The organism is Larkinella punicea (genome assembly GCF_003334855.1).
GTDB classification, from domain to species: Bacteria; Bacteroidota; Bacteroidia; order Cytophagales; family Spirosomataceae; genus Larkinella; species Larkinella punicea.
Map to the genome: position 1 here is coordinate 360,586 of NZ_QOWE01000004.1, position 22,809 is coordinate 383,394.

Sequence of the window (22,809 nt, forward strand, 5' to 3'; positions counted from 1 at the left end):
TGTCCCTGATCGGCTCCTATTTTTGTTTCTTTCACCCCTCATAAACACGAGCATGATTCAGAACAAATGGCGGATTGGACTGGCCCTTTTAGCGGTGTTGACCAACGCCTGTATCAACGATCACCAGCCTCCCGGGGCGTCGCAGGAAAACCCGGCCACCTTCAAAGAAATTTCCTCAACGGATTTAGGCGGGGAAGCCTCCGCCGAAATTGCGACCTACGACCCGATCAGCAAACGCCTGTTTGTGGTCAACAATGAATCGACCCCCAAAGTCGATGTCCTGGATCTGACGGCCTACCCGACCGTGACCAAATTACAACCCATTGATCTGACGGCCCTGGGCGGTGTGGCCAACAGCGTGGCGGTATACGGCGGGAAACTTGCCATCGCCCTCGAAGCCACCAACAAACAGGCGAACGGGAGCGTGATTGTTTTGAACACGACGGATTTGTCGACCGTCAAACAGGTTACCGTGGGCGCGCTGCCCGACATGGTCACCTTTAGCCCCAATGGTGCCTACATCGTTACGGCCAACGAGGGCGAACCCAGTGCCGACTATACCACTGATCCGGTGGGTTCCATTTCGATCATCAACGTCGCCGATAACTACAGCGTCAAAACCCTCACCTTCGAGTCATTTGCGGCTTCGTTGCCGCAGTTGTCGGCAGGCGGTTTCCGGATCTACGGCCCCAATGCTACTTTTGCGCAGGATGTGGAGCCGGAATACGTAGCGATTTCGTCGGATTCCCAAAAAGCGTGGGTAACGCTCCAGGAAAACAATGGCATTGCCGAGATTGATCTGGCGACTGGCACCATTTTAAAAATTAACCCCTTGGGAACCAAGGACATTAACCTGGCCAACAACGCCATGGATCCCAGCGATCAGGACAGTAAAATTAGTCTGGGGACCTGGCCCGTTAAATCCTTTTTCCTGCCCGACGCGATTTCCTACTTTTCAGCCAGTGGCAATGGGTATCTGATTACGGCCAATGAAGGCGACGCCCGGGAATATTCAGCGTTTGATGAACAGGTACGCGTCAGCAGCCTCACCCTGGACGCGACGGCTTTTCCAACCGCTGCGGACTTGAAACTGCCCGCCAACCTGGGCCGCCTGCGGGTGACCAAAACCGCCGGCAACAGTGGTGGCGTCTACACCGAACTTTACGGCTTTGGTGGCCGGGGCTTCAGCATTTACAACGCATCCACCGGCGCGCGGGTGTATGACTCGGGCAAAAGTCTGGAAGATCAGGTGATTGCCGCCAATCTCAACCTGTATGATGATGGGCGTTCGGACGACAAGGGTGTTGAACCGGAAGGCGTTACCGTCGGGATGATCAACGGTAAACCCATCGCGTTTGTCGGGATGGAACGGGCTGATGCCATTGCCATTTATGATGTCACCAACCCGGCGGCTCCCCAATTTCTCCAGCTTTTCAAAACCGGTGATGCCCCGGAAGGTGTACTGTTTGTGCCAGCCGAAAACAGTCCCAACGGCCGCAGTATGCTGGTGGTGAGCAGCGAAGGCGACGGAACGGTTAAGATTTATCAGCCGGATAAAGTATAAGAAAGACGCTTTACTTTTACTATAAAGACACAACACCGGCATCGAGAAACCATGCCTGTGTTGTCTTTTACAGGAAAAGTAAAGCGTTAGTCCCGATCCTGTGGAGTGACCATTCGTACCCGAAAAGCACCAATCTCCTTTTCAACGAGTTGGATCAGGTGCGTTATCGTCGATTCGATTTCCTGACTTTTGGGTGGATTGATACCCAGAAACAGAATCGCCGAATTGATCTCAATTTCGCAGTCGACCTCGTTCAAGTAGACCATAAAATCGCCCAGTGAAATCCGGATTTCACCATTAAAAAAATACTCAACACTTTGGATTTGCCGGTGCCGGGGACCAATCTCCAACCCTTCCCGGGCAATAAACCGCAGTCGTTTCTCAATCTTATCAAAAATGTGCATATCTGTGTAGGTTAACACCGCAAAACTATCAATGGGACATGACCGCCCGCTTTGGGGGTGAAATGGTGTCCGGAACCCACCGCTCAAACACAGCGGCTAAGCGGGACGTAAAAGGAGCCGCCAGCAAAACCCCCAGAACATTAAACAGGACGTGGGCATTGGCCAACTGGCGCCCAACCGCAGCCTGTTTACTGATCAAAAGCACAAGTTCGGTGAAAGGAACAATCAGCAACAGGCCCAGTGTGATGGACAACAGGTTGAAAAGGAGATGAAAAAGACCGGTACGAACAGCCGCTTTCGTGCGTCCAACGGATGCCACCAGCGTATCGGCGCAGGTTCCCAGTTCGGCCCCCATCATGACGGCAATACCCGCCCCGAGGGTCAACAGCCCCTGCCCGGCCAGAACGACCGACATCCCCACGGTGGCCGACGACGATTGTAGCAAAACCGTTACGCCGGCACCCGTCAGGGCACCAATCCACGGTTCAGCCAACCCCTTCATCCAATTCACCACCTGGGGTAGGTGTTTCAGCGGTTGAACGGCCTCCTCCATGAGAAATAGTCCCAGAAAAAGCATCCCGAACCCCAGGATGACCTGCCCCCATTGGGTGAGGGTTTCGCGCCGGGCCAGAATCATGATTCCCAGACCAACCGCCATGGGTACGCCCGCCCATTTTCCGATGTCAAACGCAATGAGTTCACTTGAAAAGGTGGTTCCGATATTGGCTCCCAACACAATGCCGATGGCCTGTCGAAAGGTCAACGCCCCGGAATTGACCAGCGCAATGGTCATGATGATGACCGCAGAAGAAGAGTCCAGCAGCGTGGTGACCACGACGCCCGTCAAAATGCTGGTGAATACCGTCCGGGTAAATGTCTTCAGCCAGCCCTGTAGTTTATCCCCCGAAATCGCTTTCAAACCGTCTGACAGGTAATTGAGGGCAAACAGGAAAAGGGTCAAACCGGCCAAGACGAGCAGGATAATTTCCAGATACGCCATAAAAGAAAGCCACTTGGTTCATCGAAGTTACGGCTTGACCGGTTTTTATCACCGTATGGAAGATTATGGATTTGTTATGATTACCCGGCTCTAAAACCGGGCGACGAACCAGGGCTTTGTTTCAGTCGATAGTGGTATAAGCTGCTCATTCCGCCGGGGCGTTGCCTTCCGGCGTAAACCGCACCAGCACATCGCCGAGCATCCCGTCCTCCTTTTTCGTAATGCGTTTTAACCGGGCAAAAGCATCTTTCCGCACCTTGATCGAGGCATCATCGAAGCGTTTGAACGTGGCCCAGTCGACATAAGCCCGATTGGAATCGGTGTCCAGAAAACCGCCATATTCGAGTTGGTGTTTATCCAATTCCAGCACGTAAATCACGGTCAGCGTAATGGGCTGGTTCGTTTTGGAGTAGAAAGTCCAGGTCAGTTTCATACCGGTAAGTTACGTTCCGGTTTTGTAGAAGCCATTGATTTGCGCCCACTTTCTGACTACTTTTATTCTTCCAGCTTTCAATCAGACCTATCCCGTTCCCGTGAAAAAGCCATTTCTCTTTTCTTTACTTTCCTTTCTGTTTTTGTTTACTGCCGGAATTGCCCAAAAAACCGCCCAGCCAGCCCCATCCGTAAAATGGCCGGACAACCTGCCGTGGTGGAAAGCCAACAACCTGCGCGTGATCCAGACTAATTTGCCAGCCTACGAAGCCGCTACGCTCCACCCGGATTCGCTGCTGAAAGACCTTCTGGCGTGTTCGGCCAACACGCTGCTGATCAACGCGGGCGGCATTATGGCCTTCTACCCCACCCAGCTCGATTTTCAGTATACCAACCCCTACATGAAACCGAATACGCTGGCTGAGGTCATCAAAAAGTGCCACGAAAACGGCATCCGGGTGGTGGTACGGTTCGACTTCAGCCGGGTTCACGAAAGCATCTTCAAAGCCCACCCCGACTGGTGTTATATTTCCCCAAAAGGCGAACGGATCATCAACACGGATATGTACGTGGTGTCGATCAACGCGCCGTATGTGCAGGACCGGGCGTTCAAAATCATCGCCGAGGTGATCGACCAGTTTCCGATCGACGGTATTTTCCTGAACATGCCAGGCTATCAGGTCAACAACCCGTACGAGGGCAAATACCACGGCATCGACCAGAACGAAGCGGATAAAAAAGCCTTCGCAGCCTTCAGTTCGGGAATGACATTGCCCATCGTCGAGAACAAAGCCGACCCGGTTTTTCAAAAGTACCTGGCCTTTAAAAAAGCCACGGTCGAAGACTGGTCGAAGCGATTGCACGAACTGGTAAAGTCCAAAAATAACCAGATTGCGATCTGCACGTATATGGACAAATACGTCGACATCATCCGGCACGAATCCCAGTCGAACACCAGCCTTCCCTACTGGCCTTACACGGCTTCCGATAATGTGAGCAATGCCGTCCATTCGTTTCCCGATCACATCGTCAGCAACGCCAGCATTCAGCAGATTTCGTTTCAGTCGCGCTACAATGCCGTGGAGCCGGAAGAAGTCGGCATTCGGCTGTACGAAAACATCGCCAACGGCTCGGGTCTGGATATCAGCCTGATGGGCGACATGCGGGGTTACGAAGACGAGCGAAACTTCGACATCGTCAAAACCATTTACGCCCACCACAAGAAACACGAACCGTATTTCGGGAACTACAAATCCGTCGCTAAAATCGCCGTTGTGGCTCCAGGAGCCTGGCCGAGTGGCGAACCCATGCAGGAATACCGGGGCATTGTGCTGATGCTGAAAGAAGCGCACCTGCCGTTCGACATCATCGAAGACGCACAGCTCGGCAACCTGGCCGAGAAAGTCAAAAAATACAAACTCTTGATTTTGCCGGAAATCACCTACCTGAGTGCCGAAGCCATCCGGGTTTTGAAAGAAGCGAGTCAGCAAGGTACCCACCTCATTGCCACCAACCGGACGCTGTTCGACAGTCCGGAAACCTTGCAGGACTTGTTCGGGGCCAAAATTATCCAGAAAGACCACGACGGGGCCGGGTTTTACCTCAACCCCGAAAACAAAACCGTCTTCAAACGTTTTCAGAAACAGTCGATGCTTTTCTGGAAATTCAATCTGGGTCTTTATGACCTGAAAGCCGCCGATGCGGTTTTTCTGCCGATTCTGGCAAAGGGTCGCCCCGGCCCACCAGAAATCATCGGCGGTCACGACCCCACCGGGCATTACGCGATGGGCGTCAAAAAACACGCTAAAAGTCAGGCGGTTATCCTACCGATCAATCTGGGTCGGCTCTATTACATGCACGGCTACGAACAACACAAAAACATTCTGCTGGACGCCATCGACTACCTGTTGCCGGAAGCCAACCAACTGGTTCAGACCAACGCGCCCGAACGAATCGAAGTCATTTTGCAGGAATACACGAAAAACATCCCGGCCAACGTCACGAAGAAAACCACCGACGGCCTGATTCTGCACCTGGTCAACCTCACCGGTTTTAGCGGAAACACGTATTTCAAACCGCTGCCGGTTTATGAGCTAACCTTCAGAATCAAGTCGGACTTCAAGCCCTCGAAAGTCTTCTCGATGGTGACCGAAAAACCGGTACCGTTTACGTGGAAAGACGGTTTTGTGGAGTTGAAAGTGGCCAAACTCGGCGACTTCGACGGCGTGGTACTGGACCGGTAAATATATCGGCTAGCCGCCAAAGGCTACTGACATAGGGCTGTCACCGGGTCGCGTTTACTTTGTATCGTAAACAAACCCCAACGACTATGTCACAGATCGAAATGCTTTTGAAGGAAATGGAGCAGGAAGCCAAAACCACCCGGAACATGCTGGGCCGCGTTCCCAATGATAAGTATGACTGGCAACCGCACGAAAAAAGCATGACCGTCCGGGCGCTGGCAACCCACATTGCCGAATTGCCTTCGTGGGTGACGCTGGCGTTGACCACCGAAGAACTCGATTTCGCCACGACTCCATATCAGCCCGTAGCGATTAACGATACGGCCCAGTTGCTGGACTATTTCGAACGGATGCTGGCCGATGGAAAAGCACACCTGGAACAGGCTACTGAAGAACAACTGGAAGGCCGGTGGGTGCTGCGCGAGGGCGAACAAATTTACAGCGACACCTCGAAAGGCGAAATGATCCGCATTTCGTTCAGTCAGATTGTGCATCACCGGGCGCAATTGGGCGTATACCTTCGTCTGCTGAATATTCCGATTCCGGGCAGCTATGGCCCAAGTGCGGATGAACCTGGTTTTTGATAGAGAGATGAAAGAGATGAGACGAGAGAGTAAAGACTTAACTACTGAACAACCATGCGTTTTTTCTTTACTCTCACTTCTCTGCTCTTTAGTCTCGCGTTGAATCAATACCCCTGCAAACTCAGTTCCTCGGTATCGACCATTTCAACCCGCTTGCCCATTTTTTTCTGGATGATTTTAAAATGGTGTTCGTCGTCGGGGCAGATCAGGGAAATGGCTTCCCCTTCGGCCTCGGCGCGGCCCGTTCTGCCAATCCGGTGAATGTAATCCTTGGGAGAACGTGGCAATTCGTAGTTGATCACAAACGGCAACAATTGAATATCGATCCCTCTGGAAATCAGATCAGTAGCCACCATTACCGGCAACTTTCCGGATTTAAATTTACTCAGCGTTTCGGTTCGCGCGCCCTGGCTTTTATCGCCGTGAATGGCTTCGGCCTGCACGCCGTTTTTCCGCAGCTTCACCACCAGATTGTCGGCCGTCCGGGTCGATGAAACAAACACCAGCACCTGCGTCATTTTGCGTTCCTTGATCAAATACCGCAGCAACGGCCCTTTCCGTTCCGGGTCGATCCGGTAGGCGACCTGCTTGATCAGATCCAGATTCTGCGGTTCTTCGGCAATTTCAATTTTAATCGGATTGCGCAGCAGATTTTCCCGGATTCCCTGAATCGCATCGCCCAACGTGGCCGAAAACAGAATGTTCTGGCGGTTTTTGGGTAACATTTCAAAAATCTCGTTCATCTCGCCGGCAAAGCCCAGATCCAGCATTTTATCGGCTTCGTCGAGCACCAGAATCGCCACTTCCCAGAGGTGTAAGGCGTTGGAAGACACCAGGTCCAGCAGTCGGCCCGGCGTTGCTACCACAATTTCGGCACCCAGCAGGGCCATCATCTGCGGATTGATGGACACCCCGCCATACACCGCCAGGGTTTTCACTTTTCGGGGCAAATTGGCACTTAAGGTTTGAAACACTTCGGCCACCTGAACGGCCAGTTCGCGGGTGGGTACCAACACCAGCACTTTTACATTGCGGTCGTTGGTGGTCTTCCGGCGCTGAAATAGTTCCAGAATCGGCAGCACAAAACCGGCGGTTTTGCCCGAGCCGGTTTTGGCAATTCCCAGCACATCGTGCCCTTTCAGAATGGTTGGGATGGCTTCCTGCTGAATGGGATAGGGTTCGGTATACTGTTGCTCCGCGACGGCTTTCAGGAGCGGTTCGGATAATCCAAGCGATGAAAAAGACATAATCTGCTAAAAGGAGGAAGGATAGAAATGGCTTCCGGCTTCAAATATACCACTAAATACCGGGGCGGTGGTTTTGTACGTCTATAATCCGAAGTTCAGGCTCATTTGAACTTGAGAAAATCAAATCTGGAAAGAATAAAATGAGATTGACCGACAAGAATCATCATCATTCAACAAACTGATACTGCGTCAACCGCTTGTCTCCGGTTTTTTCAATCATGCCTTCATCAACCCCCCATTTCAAATCCCTGCTTGCTGTGGCCGTTGAAATTTCTTTGAACTCACGAAGGTAATCCTGTCTGGTAAAAACCATGTTTTTTATTTTCTCTTTGAATAAAGTGACTCGATCCCTTCCTGTAAGGGTAGTGCCCTGCGATTTTAAAAGCACTTCTAGTGCATCATTGATCACTTCGAGCATAAACTCGATAAACCCCGTTGAATGACCGGCTTTATCAGACTTACTCAGGGCTTCATAATATCGCAATTGCCGTTCTTTTATGATGGATTCAATTGGGAGAAATTCAAAAACAGGGTATTTAGAAATCAAAAGTACGGTTTGCCAGAGTCGCCCCATCCGCCCGTTGCCATCCATAAACGGATGAATGAATTCAAGCTCATAATGAAATACACAGCTTTTGATGAGCAGCAGTTCTTTGTCCTTTTTTAGATAGGCAAAAAGATCATTCAGAAGCGCTTTGACCATGCCGCCGGGTGGTGCAACGTGGGTAATTTCAGAACCTTTTACAATGCCGACGCTTTTTGTTCGCAATTGTCCCGGTGATTCGACGAGTCCGGTCATCAGCACTTGGTGTGCTTTGCAAAACGAAGCGAGGCTATACGGATTGAATTCGCTTAGCTGATCATAAACTGCAATGGCATTTTTAACTTCCAGAATATCTTTCTGTGGAGCAATCACCCGCTTATTTTCCAGTATGGCCGTAATTTGCTCTTCGGAAAGCGTATTGCCCTCGATCTCCAGTGAAGACTGAATGGTTCTGATCCGGGCTTTTTTCCGCAATTCAGCGGGTGGTTTTTGTAAATGGGCCGCATTAACCGCTCCTATTTTTTCGGAAACAGAAGCGGTCATACTCAAGATGTTACTCGTTATTTCATAAGGCGGCTTCATACGTGATAGTATCATTTGATACTATCAAAGGTAAGACGTCCGGTCCAAATGTAGCCTTCCCGTCAGTTATTTTTCCGGGTTTTCTTGATCGGTTTCCCGTACTTCTTCATCATCTCCTCCGCGTGGTTCCGGCGCACATTGACCTTCTTGTTTTTCTCGATTTTCTCGTGAAATGCTCCGCCAAAGGTATCGCTCAGGTGAATTTTAACGCCCGGGTTTTTCATGTTCACCTTCGGTTTTTCATCTTCGGTCAGCACGTCCGAAATGACAAGGTCCTCGGGGAGCGGCAAGATCGGAATGGCGTAATTCATCAACTGCTCGATGGTGGCCTGCTGCTCTTTTTCCTTTTCGGTAATAAACGCAATGGCGATCCCGTTCCGGTCGGCGCGACCCGTCCGGCCAATCCGGTGAATGTACATTTCGGGCACTTCCGGGATGTCGAAATTGACGACGTGCGACACCTCGGCCACATCCAGCCCCCGGGCGATGATGTCGGTTGCAATCAGAATACGGTAATTCCCCTCCTGAAACTGCCGGACCGAATTGAAGCGGTGGTTTTGTTCCTTGTTGGAGTGAATAACGCCAATTTGCTCGGGAAACTTCGCTTCCAGTTGCTCGTAAAGCTGGTTAGCCAGATTTTTGGTCGCCACAAAAACCAGCACTTTGGTCATCTCAGCATCCTGACGGAGCAGCAATTCGAGCAGATTGATCTTGGTATAAAAATTCGGAACCGCATACGCCGTCTGGCTGATGTTTTCCAGGGGCGTTCCCACCGGAGCCGCTTCGACCCGAACCGGATTGTTGAAATACGTTTCGATCAAACCCTCCACCTCTTCGGTCATGGTGGCCGAAAACAACAGGTTCTGCCGCCGGACCGGCAACAAATCCAGAATGGTGGTCAATTGCGTCCGAAATCCGAGGTTCAGCATTTCGTCCACCTCATCGATCACCAGCCGCTTGATGGTTTTGGTTTTCAGTAATCCCTTGATGGACAAGTCGATCAGCCGACCCGGTGTAGCCACCAGCACATCCATTCCCTGCTCCACTTCGGCAATCTGCGGTTTGATGTTCACCCCGCCGTAGATGCCCACCACGGCCAGATTCATATAGGGAGTCAACTGCTTCACCGCTTCCACGACCTGCACCACCAGTTCCCGCGTCGGAACAATGATGAGCAGTTGCGGAAGCCGATCTTTCGAAAACTGGAATTGCCGCAGACACGGCAGCAGATACGCAAACGTCTTGCCGGTTCCGGTTTGGGCAATGCCACACACATCTTTTCCCGACATCACCACCGAAAATACCGTCTGCTGAATGGGCGTAGGCGTGGTGTAGCCCAGATCCGTCAAGGCATTTAAAAGCGGTTTATTCAGATTTAATTCTTCAAAAGTCATATCCTTTTCTATAAACGAAACCATTTAGGCTCTTTTACTCTTTACGTAGGAACGCTTACCCATAGCCTCCATGAAAACACAAAATTACGAAAACCACGTTCGGTATTACCCTCCGCACCACTTTGTATTTTACCCGGTCGTTCTTATTCTGCTGGGAATCAGCCTATACTACACGTTCAAAGCCGATGAGCCGACCTTGATCTGGCCGTTCATTTCCCTTCTGATTGTCCTGATCACCTGGTTAGCTTTCATGCTGCGGCAGCATTATGCGCTTAACAATCAGAACCGAATCGTTCGGCTGGAGATGCGGTTTCGGTATTACGTACTGACCAACCGGCGATTGGAAACCATCGAAAACCAACTTTCGTTCGGCCAGCTTCTCGCCCTGCGGTTTGCGTCGGACGACGAACTACCGGATTTGACCCAACGCGCTATCGCTGAAAACCTTAGCCCGGACGAAATCAAAAAGTCGGTTGTCCACTGGATGCCCGATCATCTGCGGGTGTAAGCAGAGCAGTATACGGTTTTGGCTTTTAGGAAAATGCTGGGTTTGTTTTAGGAAAATCAAAGAATTCCCGTGGGGATGGTCCATGTTGTAGAAACCGTATCCGCAGAATTCCAAAAATTCCCGTAGGGATGATTCATTTTGTAGCAACCGCGGCCCCAGAATTCCAAAAGAGTCCGTAGGGATGACCCATTTTGTATGAACCGTCCCGACGGGACTCATCCACCTATCAATGCCCGTGGTTTCTACAAAATAAACCATCCCTACGGGACGGATGGCAAAATCAGGGCTCTACGGAAAAATCAAAAATCCCGTAGGGATGGTCCATGTTGTAGAAACCGTGTCCGCAGAATTCCAACCAATCCCGTAGGGATGATTCATTTTGTATGAACCGTCCCGACAGACTTCCGGCCTATATTTAATACGTCTAAACGATTGAACGGGTATTACTGCGCCGTTTCTTTCTTCAATGCATACACCAGGGCGTGATAATCAGTTACTTTTTTGGTGATCAGTCCCTGCTTGTTAATCACGAAATGAGTGGGATACGCGTTGATTTGCAGTTGGTCGGTCAGATAACTTTCCTGATCGGGTATGACGGCGTAATCAAATTGTTTTTTCTTTAAAAACGCAGCGACCTTTTGCCGGGGATCCAGACAAAGACTGAGAAACAACACATCCGGGCGGTTTTTGTAGTGGCTTTTCAGTTCATTCAGCGCCGGCATTTCCTGAACACACGGCAAACAGGCAATAAACCAGCATTTCAATACCACAATTTTCCCTTTTGTACTTTGATTGGTGTAAACGTTTCCTTCCAGATCCGTAAACTGATACGCAGGCAGCGCCGTCCCTTCCTTCTGAAAATGCTCCAGTTCTTCCAGTCCCCAGTACTTCACCGTCGTTTTAATGTCCTGACTGACCGCATCCTCCAATTTAGACAACTGATACACGGCGGTCGAATCATCCGATTTCAGCCGCAAGGGAAAATACCGTCCGGTGGAAATGGATTTCAAAAAACTTTCCTGCGTCATGGGGTTGGCAAGCGTATCCAGCGCCTGGTAGTCGTCAGACAACTTTACATTTTTTTCGCGGTAAGCCAGAAAACTCGTGATGTCTTTCAGAAGGATAGCAGGCTCCGCAACGGGGTTGCCGTATCGTTTATTTTGACTACAGGAAATTGTGAGTAGACTCACCAAAACAATTCCAAAAACAAGGCTCCACTTCATCGTAGTAACGTACTGATTATCGATCATTTTTCACTCTTTTTTGCCAGAAAAATCCTACTTTTGCAGAAATAGGTAGTTGTAAGCTATCCGGACCATTCTGTTTCGAACGCAAACTACACCCATTTCAAGTAGTTAAGGCCATCTCTTCCCGATTTGCGAGCAGTATCACATCGCCGACCCAAACCAACCGGAGTCGATCTCACCATCTATGCGTATCTAAAGTAAAAAAAGCACCAAACGGCCTTTGTTGTCTATACGAAATAAGCGAATGAACCGAACCTTTACTACCCTTTTCCTGCTACCGGGCATGTCTTCCCTAAACTTCAAAAAATACATTTTTTACGCAAGTCAACTGGTAATTTTCTGTGTCTTTACCTTCTCTTCTGGCTATGCCCAGGATGGCAAACTGAAAGTGAAGGGGAAAGCGCTGGACGCCCAAACCAACGCTCCGCTTATTTTTGCCAGCGTCCGGTTGTTCAAACAGGCCGACAGTTCATTCGTTGCGGGGGCCATCACCACCGAAACCGGCGAATTTTCGGTCGATGCTGTCGCCGGAAATTACTACGCCGTTCTGGAATTTATTGGTTACAAATCCCTGAAAAAATCCGCCATCCGCCTGACCCGCGACAATTCTCCGCTCGACATCGGCACGCTTAAACTCGCGGCTTCGGCCAGCACATTGGATGAAGTGGTGGTGCAGGGTGAAAAAAGTTCGATGGAATTTTCGCTGGATAAAAAGATTTTCAACGTGGGGAAAGACCTCGCCAACGCGGGCGGAACAGCCGCCGATATTCTGAGCAATGTGCCGTCGGTGGCCGTAGATGTCGAGGGCAACGTCAGCCTGCGGGGCAGCAACAGCGTCCGGATTCTGATCGACGGAAAACCGTCGGGCCTGGTCAGCATCAAGGGTGGCAGCGGTTTGCAACAGTTGCAGGGCAGCAGCATCGAACGCATCGAAGTGATCACCAACCCATCGGCGCGCTACGAAGCGGAAGGCATGGGCGGTATTATCAACATCATTCTGAAAAAAGAACGGAAAGAGGGCTTCAATGGCTCCTTTGACGTCATTGTCGGCCATCCAACCAATTATGGACTGGCCGCCAACGTCAATTACCGGCGCAAAAACCTGAATTTTTTCGTCAATTATACCGCGGCCTACCGCAACACCCCGGGCCGCAGCACCCTGTATCAGGAGCTATACCGCAACGATTCGACGTTCCTGACCGAGCAAAACTCGACCAGCAAACTCAAAGGGCAAAACAACAACGCCCGGGCCGGGATCGACTATTTTTTCAACGACAAAAACGTCCTGACTGGCGCGTATACCTGGCGGATCAGCAAAGGCAAACGGTTTACGGACATCCGGTACCGCGATTACATTGCCAGCCTGAGCAACCCGCAGAGCATCACCTACCGCACGCAGGACGAAACCGAAACCGAACCCAATTCCGAATACGCCCTGACCTACAAACGGTCGTTCAAACGCCAGGGACACGAACTGACCGCCGACCTGCGGTATCTGGACAATTGGGAAAGTTCGGATCAGTATTTCGGTCAGCGGACGGTTCTGCCCGATGGCGGTCCTTCCGGCATCCCGAGTTCGCTGCAACGGTCGATCAACGACGAAACCGAGAAGCAGTTTCTGGTGCAGATCGACTACATCCAGCCGTTTGCAAAAGACGGCAAGTTTGAGGCCGGTTTGCGGAGCAGTACGCGCGACATGACCAACAACTACTGGGTGCGGGAACAGACTTCCGATGGCGGCTGGATTCCGGTTCCGGGCCTGACCAACGACTTTCTGTACGAAGAAAACATCAATGCGGTTTACGGGATGATTGGCAACAAAACCCGCAAATTCTCATACCAGGCGGGGTTACGAGCCGAGTGGACGGACGTCACCACGACGCTGAAACAAACCAACGAGGTCAATCCCCGCAGCTACGCCAACCTGTTTCCGAGTGTTCACGTCACCTACGACATGCCGCAGCAGAATGCGCTGCAACTGAGCTACAGCCGCCGGGTTCGCCGACCAAACTACAACGACCTCAGCCCGTTTTCGACCTTTAGTGACAACCGGAACTTCTGGAGCGGTAACCCCGATCTGAACCCGGAATTTACGGATGCTTTCGAAATTGGCCACATCAAATACTTCGCGAAAGGTTCCATCGGCTCGTCGCTGTATTACCGGCATACCACCGGCAAAATCGTGCGCATCCGCCGGGTCGACGAAAACGGTTTTTCGAATACGCGCCCCGAAAATCTGGCGACTGAAGACTCCTACGGGGCCGAGTTTACCAGCTCATTCACGCCGGTTAAATGGTGGAAAATGGATGGTAGCTTTAACTTCTTCCGCGCCGTTACCAACGGCGACAACCTTGACGCCAACTTTCAGAGTGATACCTATAGCTGGTTTGTGCGGGCCACCAACCGGCTGACGGTTTGGGAAAAAACCGACGTCCAACTGCGCGCCAACTACGAAGCGCCCCAACTGACCCCGCAGGGAAAACGGAAGGCCATTGCCACGCTGGATTTTGCGGTTAGCAAGGACATCATGAAAAACAACGCCACGCTGACCCTGAACGTAATCGACGTGTTTAATTCCCGCCGGTTCCGCTCCATCACCGAAGGCACCAATTTCTACACCGAAACCAACTCGCAGGGGCGGCTTCGGCAAATCAACCTGACGTTCAATTACCGACTGCGGCAGGCCAAGAAGAAAACAAAAGACGTCGGCGAAGGCGACTACTAGAATTCAATTGATCGGACATGAGCACCCTCCAAATCCGCCGAATGACGCTGCCGGAAGTACAGGACATTGCCGTGGAATGGGCGGCTGCCGAAGGCTGGAACCCCGGTTGGGGCGACGCAGCCTGTTTCTACGCAGCGGACCCCGACGGTTTTCTGGCAGGCTGGCTCGATGGCCAACCCATAGCCTGCATCTCGGCGGTGCGCTATCCACCGGATTTTGGGTTCATCGGTTTCTACATCGTTCGGCCCGGATACCGGGGGCAGGGCCACGGTCTGGCGCTCTGGAAAGCCGCTATGCAGCACCTGGAAGGGCGCACCATCGGTCTGGACGGCGTGGTCGAACAGCAGGAAAATTACCGGCGATCCGGTTTTGCGTTAGCCTACACCAACATCCGATTCGAAGGCACCACGCCCCTGCTTATCTCCGCAGAAACCGGTGCCACAGTCGTTCCGGGCGACCAGCTTCCTTTCGAATCCCTCCTGGCCTACGACCGACGTTATTTCCCGGCCGATCGGGCGAATTTTCTGGCGGCATGGCTTCAACAACGTGACTCCAAGGCGTTTGCGGTCGTTGTTGGCGAGGAAATCCAAGGGTATGGCGTGATTCGGCCCAGCCGCCAGGGGTATAAAATTGGCCCCCTATTTGCTGAAACGCCCGCCTTCGCCAATCAACTTCTGATCGGACTCGTTCAGTCCATTGCCCCCCAAACCCGGTTTTATTTGGATGTTCCGGCGGCTAACCCGGCAGCCGTGGCCCTCGCCCGGCAATACGGAATGCAGCCGGTTTTTGAAACCGCCCGGATGTATACCGGAAACGCCCCCCGGATCGACGTGAACGGCATCTTTGGCGTAACCACCTTCGAACTGGGCTGAAGCCGCTTTCATTCGCTGGCTCACGGGTATTCAAATCCTGAAATAGCACCCGTTATGTACCCAATCCAGCCAGTTACCAGTTTGGAGTACCGGATTTGCTTCCGCCTTGCGACCTTTGACTACCGATCCCAACGACCTGGTCAGCGGGAGCAAACGCTAACGAACATGAAGCATGGCCCTTACACACCAATCTGACACGGCTCCACAACCGTATTCTCAGGAATCCACCAACGTCATTTACGAACTGTTGTTCTGTGACTCATTGGCTTATTACAAAAACCGCATTCAGTCGCCGTACGTATATCCGTGGATGGTTTTGCTGGCAGATACCGCAGACGCTTCCGATTTGCAGAACGTAGTGGCTGATCCGGACGTTGAAACCCGGATCAAAGCCCTTGCCTGCCACCGGTTACGGGAAAACGGACTCCCCATCGAAAAGAGAGAATTGCTGGCGGTTGTCGTCGAAGTGGGTTTGGATACTGGTCTCGACGTGCTGGCGTCGTATCAGGACGGAACCGCCCGCTACATCAATCATACCGAACGGATGGTGATTTGGGAAGCCACCGATTCCCGCTCCAACCTTCTGACTTCCAACCTATTCAACGCCAGCATCAACATCGTGACCAAAATCGGCCCCTGGGACGGCCCCCGTCGACCTCATCCCGTCGAGGGAAATGTCCGGATTTCGTTTCTGGTGTCTGACGGACTTTATTTTGGCGAAGGTCCCATTAACGTTCTATTCAGTGACGCCCTGGCGAGTCCGGCCCTGACGGCCGCCACCGAACTCATGCAATATGTAACAGAAAAAGACCTCGCCAATCAGTGACGTTCTTTTTTACCAGCTTGTCCAACCACCATCGACCAGTAAATTCTGCCCCGTAACAAACGCTGACGCATCAGAGGCCATGAAAACCACCGGGCCTTTGATGTCGTCATCGTTGGCAAAACGGCCCAGGGGCGTCAGGCGTTTGTAGTTTTCGATAAATTCTTCCTTGCCACTCATCTGCTCCACGCCGGGGCCATAGCCGCCGGGACTGATGCAATTCGCCCGGATGTTGTCTTTCCCGTAGTAATTCGCCAGCCATTTGGTGAAGCCCACCATACCCCATTTGTCGTACGTATAATTGACCGGGCTGGTCATACCGGTATTTCCATACACCGGAAAATGTGGACCGACCGCGCCCTGAATCGAGCTGATATTAATGATGTTACCGGATTTTTGCGGAAGCATCACGGCAATCACGGCCTGTGTGATCAGCACCAGACCGGTCGAATTGATCCGCTGGGCTTTTTCCCAGCTTTCCTTGTCAATATCGGCCAGATTCTGAAAGCCTTCGCGGGAAACCGCATTATTGACCAGCACATCGATCCGACCAAACCGGTTTTTCACTTCGTCCACAAAGCGACGAATCGAGTTTTCATCTTCCAGATCCAGTGTCATGCCTTCAGCCCGCCAGCCTTTTTCGCGAATGGTGGCGGCAAATTTCCGGCATTTTTCACCATCTCGTGATGCAATGATGACCTCCGCACCGGCTTCGGCCAGAGCCCACGAAATGGGCGTCCCAAAAAAGCCCGCTCCACCGGTTACGATGGCAATTTTGCCCGAAAGGCTAAATAGATTTTTCATTTGTTTTTTCTTCGATATTCGTTATTCGTTTTTAAATTTCGTTATTCAATATTCGATATTCGTTATTCAATATTTAATCTATAACTAATAGACAAACAACACTTTAATATCGAATAACGAACAACGAATATTGAATAACGAAGTTTAAAACCGCCACACCGCCGGTGTCACGATCTCTTCCTCCACCGCCTGAAACACGTCCTGGATTTCGGCCAGCACGTCGGGTGGAATCGCCGGGCCATTCAGAAACGCAATATTCTGCTGGATTTGTGCTTGATTGACCGCTCCAAAAACGATGCTATCGACCGCAGGCAAATCCCTGACAAACGAAAAAGCAAGTTGGGCCACAGACATTTGCGCCCGCTGCGCCAGCTTTTGCAGTGCAACCAGGTGGTGTTCTGCTTTTGTCAGACTGCCTTTCAACTGCGTCGGATTCATAAAGAATAGCCCCTGCAAAAACACACTGCGCGCAAAAACCAGCTTCGACTGGCTACGCAACTGGTCGAGCAAGCCGGTTTTCAACAGCCGTTGATCGAACAGATTCACCGGAATCTGCGTCGCTTCCAGCACCTCTTCTTCCAGAATATACGCCACATCCTCAGGCTCATACGCCGAGACACCACCGATGTCAATCAGCCCTTCTTCTTTCAGCCGGGAGACCATCGTTGGCAGAATTTTGATCACCTCTGCCATCGGTTCCGCGCCTTTGTGATGCAGGCAAACCGGCAGTCGATCAACTTTCAGAGCCGCCAGCGACTCCTTTACGCTCCGATGCACCTCTTCCCACGCCCGCTCCGGATGACTGAGATTGGCGGGACTGATTTTGAATTTTGACACCAGATTCAGATCATGCGACTTACCGGTTTCTTCCAGAAAATCACCCAACACCTGCTCCGAATGGCCGTACTGACGGGCCGTATCGAGCGTATTGATCCCGGCTTGTGCGGCAAGTTGAAGCATTCGGAAACTCTCCGCCCGATCCGGCATCCCTTCCGAGTTCGAGATGCCGTAATTCAACCCCAACTGAACGGTTCCCAGCGTCAACTGCGAAAACCGGTAATCCCGAAAAATGCGATACGTCATGGAAAATTATTTTATACTCACCACCGACGGCGTCCGAATACCCGGTTTTATTTCTCCGCTGACATACACCCAACGGCTGTTCCAGAACACCACAGGCAAGGTTACCCGGGCTTCGAACCGGGTTTGCTGACCGATGTATTCCCAGCTATCGGTGTCGGGAAAATAAAAAAGCAGGCTTTGAATAATTCCGGGATGGGTCGCCGGTGTTTTGTAAGCCGCCGTTACCGCATCGACCCCGCCCCAGAACAAAAACCGGTCGTTGTTCAGAACGGGCAAAACCGTTCCACCGGCCGACATGCCACGGGGAATCGGGGACAATGTTTCCCAGACACCAACCCATTTATTGTTCTTTTGCTCCAGCCGTAAACGAAACGCATCCAGCAGAATAGACCGGTATTTCTCACCTTTGGCATTAAGTCCAACGGTTTCCCCGCCAAAGAGATAAAAGTGATTTTGATAAACCGTACAAACCGGAAACTGCCGCTCCGGCCCCGGCCACGCATCGATTTCGAACCAGCCCTGTGAGCGGTTTTTCAAATTCAGTGCGTAGCATTTTTTCAAGGGTATTCCGGTTGGTGTGCTGATTCCTCCGGCAATCACAATCACATCACCCAGCAGCGTACCGGCCATGTTCGCCAGCAGAACCGGCAATTCCGGGTAACTCGATTGAATCAGTTTCTTTCCATTCCATTCATACCCGATTACCCGGTTCAGATGACCCTTTTCCGTGCTTCCGCCAACCAGAATGAGGGTATTTTCGTACGAAACCGTCACGCCATAGCCTGAGCCTTCGGGCAGTTTTTCATCCGCTTTCAACCAGGTCTTTCCATCGGCCAGGACGTAGATGTCGTCGTACCATTTCTTTTTCCCGCCTTCCCAGGGATATTTGTCGGGAAAGTTGGCCCCGCCCAAACAAACCAGCGCGCCGTGGCTAACACCCGCGAACATGCCCGCCCAGCCTTTTCCACCCGGCAGCGGGGGCAATTCCGACCAGTCGACCGCAGGCTGCGCTACGGTTTTCAAAGCAATTGTCATGAGCAAAAACAAACGATAAAAAAGTAACTTCATGTTCGTTGGGTTGAGGATAAACCGTGATCAAAACCACTCCGCCCGGCCCCGGTTCGCCGAAACCGCCGGTTACGAGCAGTGTCTGACGTTCCGGCTGATCTTCCAGAAAACACAGGTTGCTGGTCAGTGGCAAGGTGGTATCCAGTGAAAACTGCCATTCGCCCTGAGCCGATACTACCTGAATAGCCTGCATCCCATAGTGCGCCACCCAAACCCGATCCTGATGATCGAGCGCCAGACCGTCCGGCAAATTGCCAGTTGGATTCCCGGAGGAATGGGCCGGAAGATTCGCAAGAACCGTCGCCTGTCGTTTCGGAATTCCCGGTTCGGTCAGTTCGATCACCAACACCCGGTTTTGATAGCTTTCGGCAACGTACAACTTCGTTTCATCGGCCGACAACACCAGCCCGTTGGCGTAGTCGATGCCGTCGGCAACCAGACGTTCGGTTCCGTCTGCTCCGACAAAAAACACCTTTCCATCGGCTCGAATCGAGTCAGTAAAGTAGAGATTCTGCCGGGAGTCGATCACCAGATCATTGGGCGACTGCACATCCACACTGGCACAAACCTTCTGAATAACAGACCCTTGATACGCTCCATCCGAACCGAACCGGCTGATGGCAGCCTGCTCAGGATCACACACCCAGTGTTCTCCAGTGGGCAAAACAACCTGCCCGTTGGGGCAAGCGGTTTTTCCCCAGACGGTGTAATCCCCCGCTTTATCCAGCCGAATGATTTCACCGCCGGTGAGCGTCGTAACATACCAGTTTCCATCCCGATCCACCGCCGGGCCTTCGGTGTAAAAAGGCAGATCAAGAAGCTTTTCGACGGTGTAGTTCATGCCTATTTGTATCTCATTATTCGTTACCGCGCGGGCGGCCCCGTCAATATTCGTTGTTTGATATTTAATTGATTGACGAAAAGACACTTACGCCTTAATATCGAACATTGAATCAGGACTTTCTCTTTTGCCCCTCAATCCCCTGAAGGCCGGGCGGCCGGAGCCGGACTTTTAGCATCCTTTCACTTCAGTGTCCAAGTCCCCTTCAGGGGATTGAGGGGCAAACCTTATTTCAATATCGAACACTAAATGTTAAATAACGAATAGCGAAGTTTTAAGGAAGTTTAGGGGAGCTGGTAGGTTTGTTCAAACGGAAACAATGGCCTCCTCCGGTTTTGGTACGCAAACAGCGTCATATCGGCCTGGGTCACGCCCGGCGTGTCGACCTGCACAATGGCCGGGCAAACCGGGGCGTAGGCGGCAATCGGGGCGTTGACGCCTTTGGCGATGATGATGGAAAACGCGTCCGGTTTCAGGCCAAAAGCCGTCATCTGGCGAAGGCTGTAGGGCGGTGTTCGGCGGGTGGTCAGCATGACGGTATTGCCTTTTTTGGTTTCCACAAGCACGGTTTCGCCCATGTCATAATTCACAAAACCGCCGTGTTTGGGCGTCGACTCCGTGAATTTTCCGTCCGAAAGCTGCATAAGCTTCACCTCTGTTTTGTAGTGTTTTCCGGCTTCTCCCATCGCCAGTGGAAACGATTCACCAACAGCGTATTGGCTCGCTTCCTTCACCGCCGACGGATCGTACAGGCAGATAAAAACCGGGGCTATATTCTTCATTTCCAGTGATTCCAGCAAATGCGTGCTGTTGCCGGGCGCACCCCCACCGACGTTGTCGCCCATGTCCAGCATCAAAATCGGTTTGGGTAAAGCCGCCAGCGATGGCAAAACCGCCTGAATACCGGTTTTTTGTCCGTTAAATTCTTCTTTTCGGTCAAGGATATAGTCAGAAAGTTGCTGCCCGGTTTTCCGGATTAGCTTCTGCGCGTCGGCATCCTGTTTTTGGTCGGCAACCAGAATGAAAGCCGAACCCATTTCGGCCACGTCGGCATACGGAAAACCCAGCAGCAAACTTGCCGACAGCAGCCGGTTTTGCTCGCCCGTTTCCGTCAAATGCGCCAGCAAACTTTGGCAGGGATCCTGCGAGGTGTATTGCTGCTCGATGCTGATCGCCATCGGCAGTTGCACCAGGTGCTGCACAGGCTGAATCGTACCCCGCAGCGTTTCGACCAGCATTCGGGCGGCTTTCCGACCCGTAGCCCGCTGGTCGATGTGCGGATTGGTGGCGTAGGCAACCAGTGCATCTGTGGCCAAAACCATCGCCGGGCTGACGTTGGCGTGCGGGTCCAATGTGCCGGTTATCGGTAGTTCAGGACCCAGTTTTTCCCGCAATAAACCCAGCCAATGCCCATCCAGATCGGGATACGACTCGGCCACCCCGGCCCCATGCGGAACCACCACGCAGCCATCGACGGGCAAAACGGCCTCAAATGCCGCCCACATTTCGGCCAGAATAGCCTCGTAAGCAGCCTTTTGGATCAAACCGCCCGGCGTGGCGGAGGCATACAAAACCGGCACGAGTTCCATGTCGGGGCAAGCATCAATCACGTCGATGACCCCGCTGATTTCGTGGTGCGCGCCCTCGTATTCCGTTCGGATGGCTTCCCCCGCCAGCCAGTAGCCGTTTTTGAAATCGTCCAGCGTGGTGGGCGTTTCGATAAAGGTGTTGGTTTCGTGGTAAATGCCCAGCAGCGCAATTCGTTTTCGCATTGTTGCGGTTTTATTTTCCTACGTAAATCACGACATCGACTTCAAACTTCAGCAAATCGCCCAGGCACCCGATGAGCGTGGTCCGGGCCGGATACGGGGCGTTGAAATACTCCCGGTAAATAGCATTGAACTCGGCCAGGTATTCCTGTTTGCCGACGTAATTCCGAACCTGAACGGCATCGTCCAGACTCGCTCCGGCGGCTTCCACAATCCGTTTCAGGTTTTCGAACGACCGGCGGCATTCGCCTTCGAAAGTGTCATTGACGATGGCTCCGGTGTCGTCCACCGAGGCTTGTCCCGACACAAACAGGTAATCGCCGGACACAATACCGGGCGAAAAAGGGAGGTGACTTTTCGGGATATTTTCCCCGCTTACAACGATTTTCTTGCTCATAAAACCCCAAATTTTTGATATGCTTCCCAGGCTTTCATCCCGCTTTTAATGGCGTCACGCGTGACGTTTTCAGCATCCACTTTCTGAATCGCGGCCGCAATCACCTGCTCTTCCACTTCCTGCGGAACGACGACAATACCGTCTTCGTCGGCCATAACCAGATCGCCGGGCCGGAATTTTACGCCGTCGATTTCCACCGTCACGTCCAGATCGACCACCCGCTGGCGGTTCTGGCTGTCGTACGGATTTCTGGAGGTGGCAAAAACCGGAAATTCCATCGCCCGCATTTTATCGATATCCCGAACCCCGCCGTGAACGATGACGCCCAGACAACCGCTGTTGCGGGCCGCCGTCGACAACAACTCGCCCCAGATGCCGGAACGCGTAGAACCGCCTGCAGCACAGATCAGTACATCGCCCGGCTGGCAGGAATCGACGGCCTTCAATTCCAGTTCGTAGGGATTCGAGTCAGCGTCGTACATGTCTGCCCACAAGCTGGTTTTGCACCGGCCCAGCAACTTCGGAATGCCGGTATAGGCGTGAAACGGAATGCGCGTGGCCTGGTGCGTATAGCCCAACTGGTCGAGTACATCCGACAGCACGGCTACGTATAATTTGTCTTTTAATTCTTCCAGATTCATTTTAAAACAGGTTTATTTATTAGCCCCTCAATCCCCT

At 52.1% G+C, this 22,809-nt stretch carries 21 protein-coding genes; 7 read left to right on the plus strand and 14 right to left on the minus strand.

The features are described from left to right. The first annotated feature begins 52 nt into the window (after positions 1-52). On the plus strand, positions 53-1,564 hold the full coding sequence (locus DUE52_RS06715; protein WP_114405200.1) for a choice-of-anchor I family protein: 1,512 nt from the start codon (positions 53-55) through the stop codon (positions 1,562-1,564). An 86-nt stretch (positions 1,565-1,650) separates the two neighbouring features. Here the strand turns inward: DUE52_RS06715 and DUE52_RS06720 are convergent, their stop codons facing one another. From DUE52_RS06720 to DUE52_RS06730, 3 genes are all read right to left on the minus strand, one after another. Then, a complete protein-coding gene (locus DUE52_RS06720; protein ID WP_114405201.1) occupies positions 1,651-1,968 on the minus strand; it encodes a hypothetical protein in 318 nt (105 codons plus the stop codon). 28 nt (positions 1,969-1,996) lie between these two features. Next, on the minus strand, positions 1,997-2,968 hold the full coding sequence (locus DUE52_RS06725) for a Na/Pi cotransporter family protein (RefSeq protein WP_114405202.1): 972 nt from the start codon (positions 2,966-2,968) through the stop codon (positions 1,997-1,999). Positions 2,969-3,113: 145 nt separating this feature from the next. After that, the gene (locus tag DUE52_RS06730) at positions 3,114-3,401 is read right to left on the minus strand and encodes a hypothetical protein (RefSeq protein WP_179954869.1); all 288 of its coding nucleotides are present in this window, start codon (positions 3,399-3,401) and stop codon (positions 3,114-3,116) included. Between the two features lie 100 nt (positions 3,402-3,501). Here DUE52_RS06730 and DUE52_RS06735 point away from each other — a divergent pair, with 100 nt between their 5' ends. Beyond that, entirely contained in the window at positions 3,502-5,643 is a 2,142-nt protein-coding gene (locus DUE52_RS06735; protein WP_114405250.1) for an alpha-amylase family protein, read from the plus strand. Between the two features lie 86 nt (positions 5,644-5,729). Continuing rightward, a complete protein-coding gene (locus tag DUE52_RS06740; protein WP_114405203.1) occupies positions 5,730-6,227 on the plus strand; it encodes a DinB family protein in 498 nt (165 codons plus the stop codon). Positions 6,228-6,331: 104 nt separating this feature from the next. Here DUE52_RS06740 and DUE52_RS06745 read toward each other — a convergent pair whose 3' ends face one another. From DUE52_RS06745 to DUE52_RS06755, 3 genes are all read right to left on the minus strand, one after another. Beyond that, positions 6,332-7,474, minus strand: a complete 1,143-nt coding sequence (locus DUE52_RS06745) for a DEAD/DEAH box helicase (protein WP_114405204.1) — start codon at positions 7,472-7,474, stop codon at positions 6,332-6,334. A 166-nt stretch (positions 7,475-7,640) separates the two neighbouring features. Then, the gene (locus DUE52_RS06750; protein ID WP_229312087.1) at positions 7,641-8,561 is read right to left on the minus strand and encodes a Fic family protein; all 921 of its coding nucleotides are present in this window, start codon (positions 8,559-8,561) and stop codon (positions 7,641-7,643) included. Positions 8,562-8,662: 101 nt separating this feature from the next. Continuing rightward, positions 8,663-9,994 (minus strand): DEAD/DEAH box helicase, encoded by a 1,332-nt coding sequence (locus DUE52_RS06755; protein WP_114405206.1) that lies wholly within the window; start codon positions 9,992-9,994, stop codon positions 8,663-8,665. Positions 9,995-10,064: 70 nt separating this feature from the next. Between DUE52_RS06755 and DUE52_RS06760 the strand changes: the two genes are divergently transcribed. Beyond that, complete coding sequence (locus DUE52_RS06760) at positions 10,065-10,502, plus strand: DUF6526 family protein (protein WP_114405207.1); 438 nt, start codon at positions 10,065-10,067, stop codon at positions 10,500-10,502. Between the two features lie 443 nt (positions 10,503-10,945). On the opposite strand, the gene DUE52_RS06765 is transcribed toward DUE52_RS06760, so the two are convergent. Beyond that, positions 10,946-11,725 carry a TlpA family protein disulfide reductase gene (locus tag DUE52_RS06765; RefSeq protein ID WP_165840877.1) on the minus strand — a complete coding sequence of 260 codons (780 nt, stop codon included), beginning with the start codon at positions 11,723-11,725 and terminating at the stop codon, positions 10,946-10,948. Positions 11,726-11,993: 268 nt separating this feature from the next. On the opposite strand from DUE52_RS06765, the gene DUE52_RS06770 reads away from it, so the two are divergent. The 3 genes from DUE52_RS06770 (at position 11,994) to DUE52_RS06780 (ending at position 16,172) form a co-directional block, all read left to right on the plus strand. Continuing rightward, the gene (locus DUE52_RS06770; protein ID WP_229312088.1) at positions 11,994-14,474 is read left to right on the plus strand and encodes a TonB-dependent receptor; all 2,481 of its coding nucleotides are present in this window, start codon (positions 11,994-11,996) and stop codon (positions 14,472-14,474) included. A gap of 17 nt (positions 14,475-14,491) precedes the next feature. Then, positions 14,492-15,346, plus strand: a complete 855-nt coding sequence (locus tag DUE52_RS06775; protein WP_114405209.1) for a GNAT family N-acetyltransferase — start codon at positions 14,492-14,494, stop codon at positions 15,344-15,346. Positions 15,347-15,518: 172 nt separating this feature from the next. Next, a complete protein-coding gene (locus DUE52_RS06780; RefSeq protein ID WP_114405210.1) occupies positions 15,519-16,172 on the plus strand; it encodes a hypothetical protein in 654 nt (217 codons plus the stop codon). 9 nt (positions 16,173-16,181) lie between these two features. On the opposite strand, the gene DUE52_RS06785 is transcribed toward DUE52_RS06780, so the two are convergent. The 7 genes from DUE52_RS06785 to DUE52_RS06815 form a co-directional block, all read right to left on the minus strand. Then, positions 16,182-16,973 (minus strand): SDR family NAD(P)-dependent oxidoreductase, encoded by a 792-nt coding sequence (locus DUE52_RS06785; protein WP_114405211.1) that lies wholly within the window; start codon positions 16,971-16,973, stop codon positions 16,182-16,184. A gap of 144 nt (positions 16,974-17,117) precedes the next feature. Then, complete coding sequence (locus DUE52_RS06790; protein WP_114405212.1) at positions 17,118-18,056, minus strand: aldo/keto reductase; 939 nt, start codon at positions 18,054-18,056, stop codon at positions 17,118-17,120. 6 nt (positions 18,057-18,062) lie between these two features. Then, entirely contained in the window at positions 18,063-19,079 is a 1,017-nt protein-coding gene (locus DUE52_RS32335) for a hypothetical protein (RefSeq protein ID WP_165840878.1), read from the minus strand. After that, positions 18,988-19,965 (minus strand): SMP-30/gluconolactonase/LRE family protein, encoded by a 978-nt coding sequence (locus tag DUE52_RS06800; protein ID WP_114405214.1) that lies wholly within the window; start codon positions 19,963-19,965, stop codon positions 18,988-18,990. The genes DUE52_RS32335 and DUE52_RS06800 overlap by 92 nt, the downstream gene beginning before the upstream one ends. A gap of 284 nt (positions 19,966-20,249) precedes the next feature. Continuing rightward, entirely contained in the window at positions 20,250-21,737 is a 1,488-nt protein-coding gene (locus DUE52_RS06805; protein WP_114405215.1) for a M81 family metallopeptidase, read from the minus strand. A gap of 10 nt (positions 21,738-21,747) precedes the next feature. Then, positions 21,748-22,131: a RidA family protein gene (locus DUE52_RS06810; RefSeq protein ID WP_114405216.1), complete on the minus strand. Its 384-nt coding sequence runs from the start codon at positions 22,129-22,131 to the stop codon at positions 21,748-21,750. After that, complete coding sequence (locus DUE52_RS06815; RefSeq protein ID WP_114405217.1) at positions 22,128-22,772, minus strand: RraA family protein; 645 nt, start codon at positions 22,770-22,772, stop codon at positions 22,128-22,130. Before DUE52_RS06815 ends, DUE52_RS06810 begins: the two co-directional genes overlap by 4 nt. Positions 22,773-22,809: the final 37 nt, after the last annotated feature.

Bases quoted from the DNA above. Each gene is read 5' to 3' on its own strand.
- DUE52_RS06720 (WP_114405201.1), bottom strand. From the start codon at position 1,968: ATGCACATTTTTGATAAGATTGAGAAACGACTGCGGTTTATTGCCCGG.
- DUE52_RS06780 (WP_114405210.1), top strand. From the start codon at position 15,519: ATGGCCCTTACACACCAATCTGACACGGCTCCACAACCGTATTCTCAG.
- DUE52_RS06745 (WP_114405204.1), bottom strand. From the start codon at position 7,474: ATGTCTTTTTCATCGCTTGGATTATCCGAACCGCTCCTGAAAGCCGTC.
- DUE52_RS06805 (WP_114405215.1), bottom strand. From the start codon at position 21,737: ATGCGAAAACGAATTGCGCTGCTGGGCATTTACCACGAAACCAACACC.
- DUE52_RS06785 (WP_114405211.1), bottom strand. From the start codon at position 16,973: ATGAAAAATCTATTTAGCCTTTCGGGCAAAATTGCCATCGTAACCGGT.
- DUE52_RS06755 (WP_114405206.1), bottom strand. From the start codon at position 9,994: ATGACTTTTGAAGAATTAAATCTGAATAAACCGCTTTTAAATGCCTTG.
- DUE52_RS06765 (WP_165840877.1), bottom strand. From the start codon at position 11,725: ATGAAGTGGAGCCTTGTTTTTGGAATTGTTTTGGTGAGTCTACTCACA.
- DUE52_RS06750 (WP_229312087.1), bottom strand. From the start codon at position 8,561: ATGACCGCTTCTGTTTCCGAAAAAATAGGAGCGGTTAATGCGGCCCAT.
- DUE52_RS06810 (WP_114405216.1), bottom strand. From the start codon at position 22,131: ATGAGCAAGAAAATCGTTGTAAGCGGGGAAAATATCCCGAAAAGTCAC.
- DUE52_RS06790 (WP_114405212.1), bottom strand. From the start codon at position 18,056: ATGACGTATCGCATTTTTCGGGATTACCGGTTTTCGCAGTTGACGCTG.
- DUE52_RS06730 (WP_179954869.1), bottom strand. From the start codon at position 3,401: ATGAAACTGACCTGGACTTTCTACTCCAAAACGAACCAGCCCATTACG.
- DUE52_RS06740 (WP_114405203.1), top strand. From the start codon at position 5,730: ATGTCACAGATCGAAATGCTTTTGAAGGAAATGGAGCAGGAAGCCAAA.
- DUE52_RS06715 (WP_114405200.1), top strand. From the start codon at position 53: ATGATTCAGAACAAATGGCGGATTGGACTGGCCCTTTTAGCGGTGTTG.
- DUE52_RS06770 (WP_229312088.1), top strand. From the start codon at position 11,994: ATGAACCGAACCTTTACTACCCTTTTCCTGCTACCGGGCATGTCTTCC.
- DUE52_RS06725 (WP_114405202.1), bottom strand. From the start codon at position 2,968: ATGGCGTATCTGGAAATTATCCTGCTCGTCTTGGCCGGTTTGACCCTT.
- DUE52_RS06800 (WP_114405214.1), bottom strand. From the start codon at position 19,965: ATGAACTACACCGTCGAAAAGCTTCTTGATCTGCCTTTTTACACCGAA.
- DUE52_RS06775 (WP_114405209.1), top strand. From the start codon at position 14,492: ATGAGCACCCTCCAAATCCGCCGAATGACGCTGCCGGAAGTACAGGAC.
- DUE52_RS06760 (WP_114405207.1), top strand. From the start codon at position 10,065: ATGAAAACACAAAATTACGAAAACCACGTTCGGTATTACCCTCCGCAC.
- DUE52_RS06815 (WP_114405217.1), bottom strand. From the start codon at position 22,772: ATGAATCTGGAAGAATTAAAAGACAAATTATACGTAGCCGTGCTGTCG.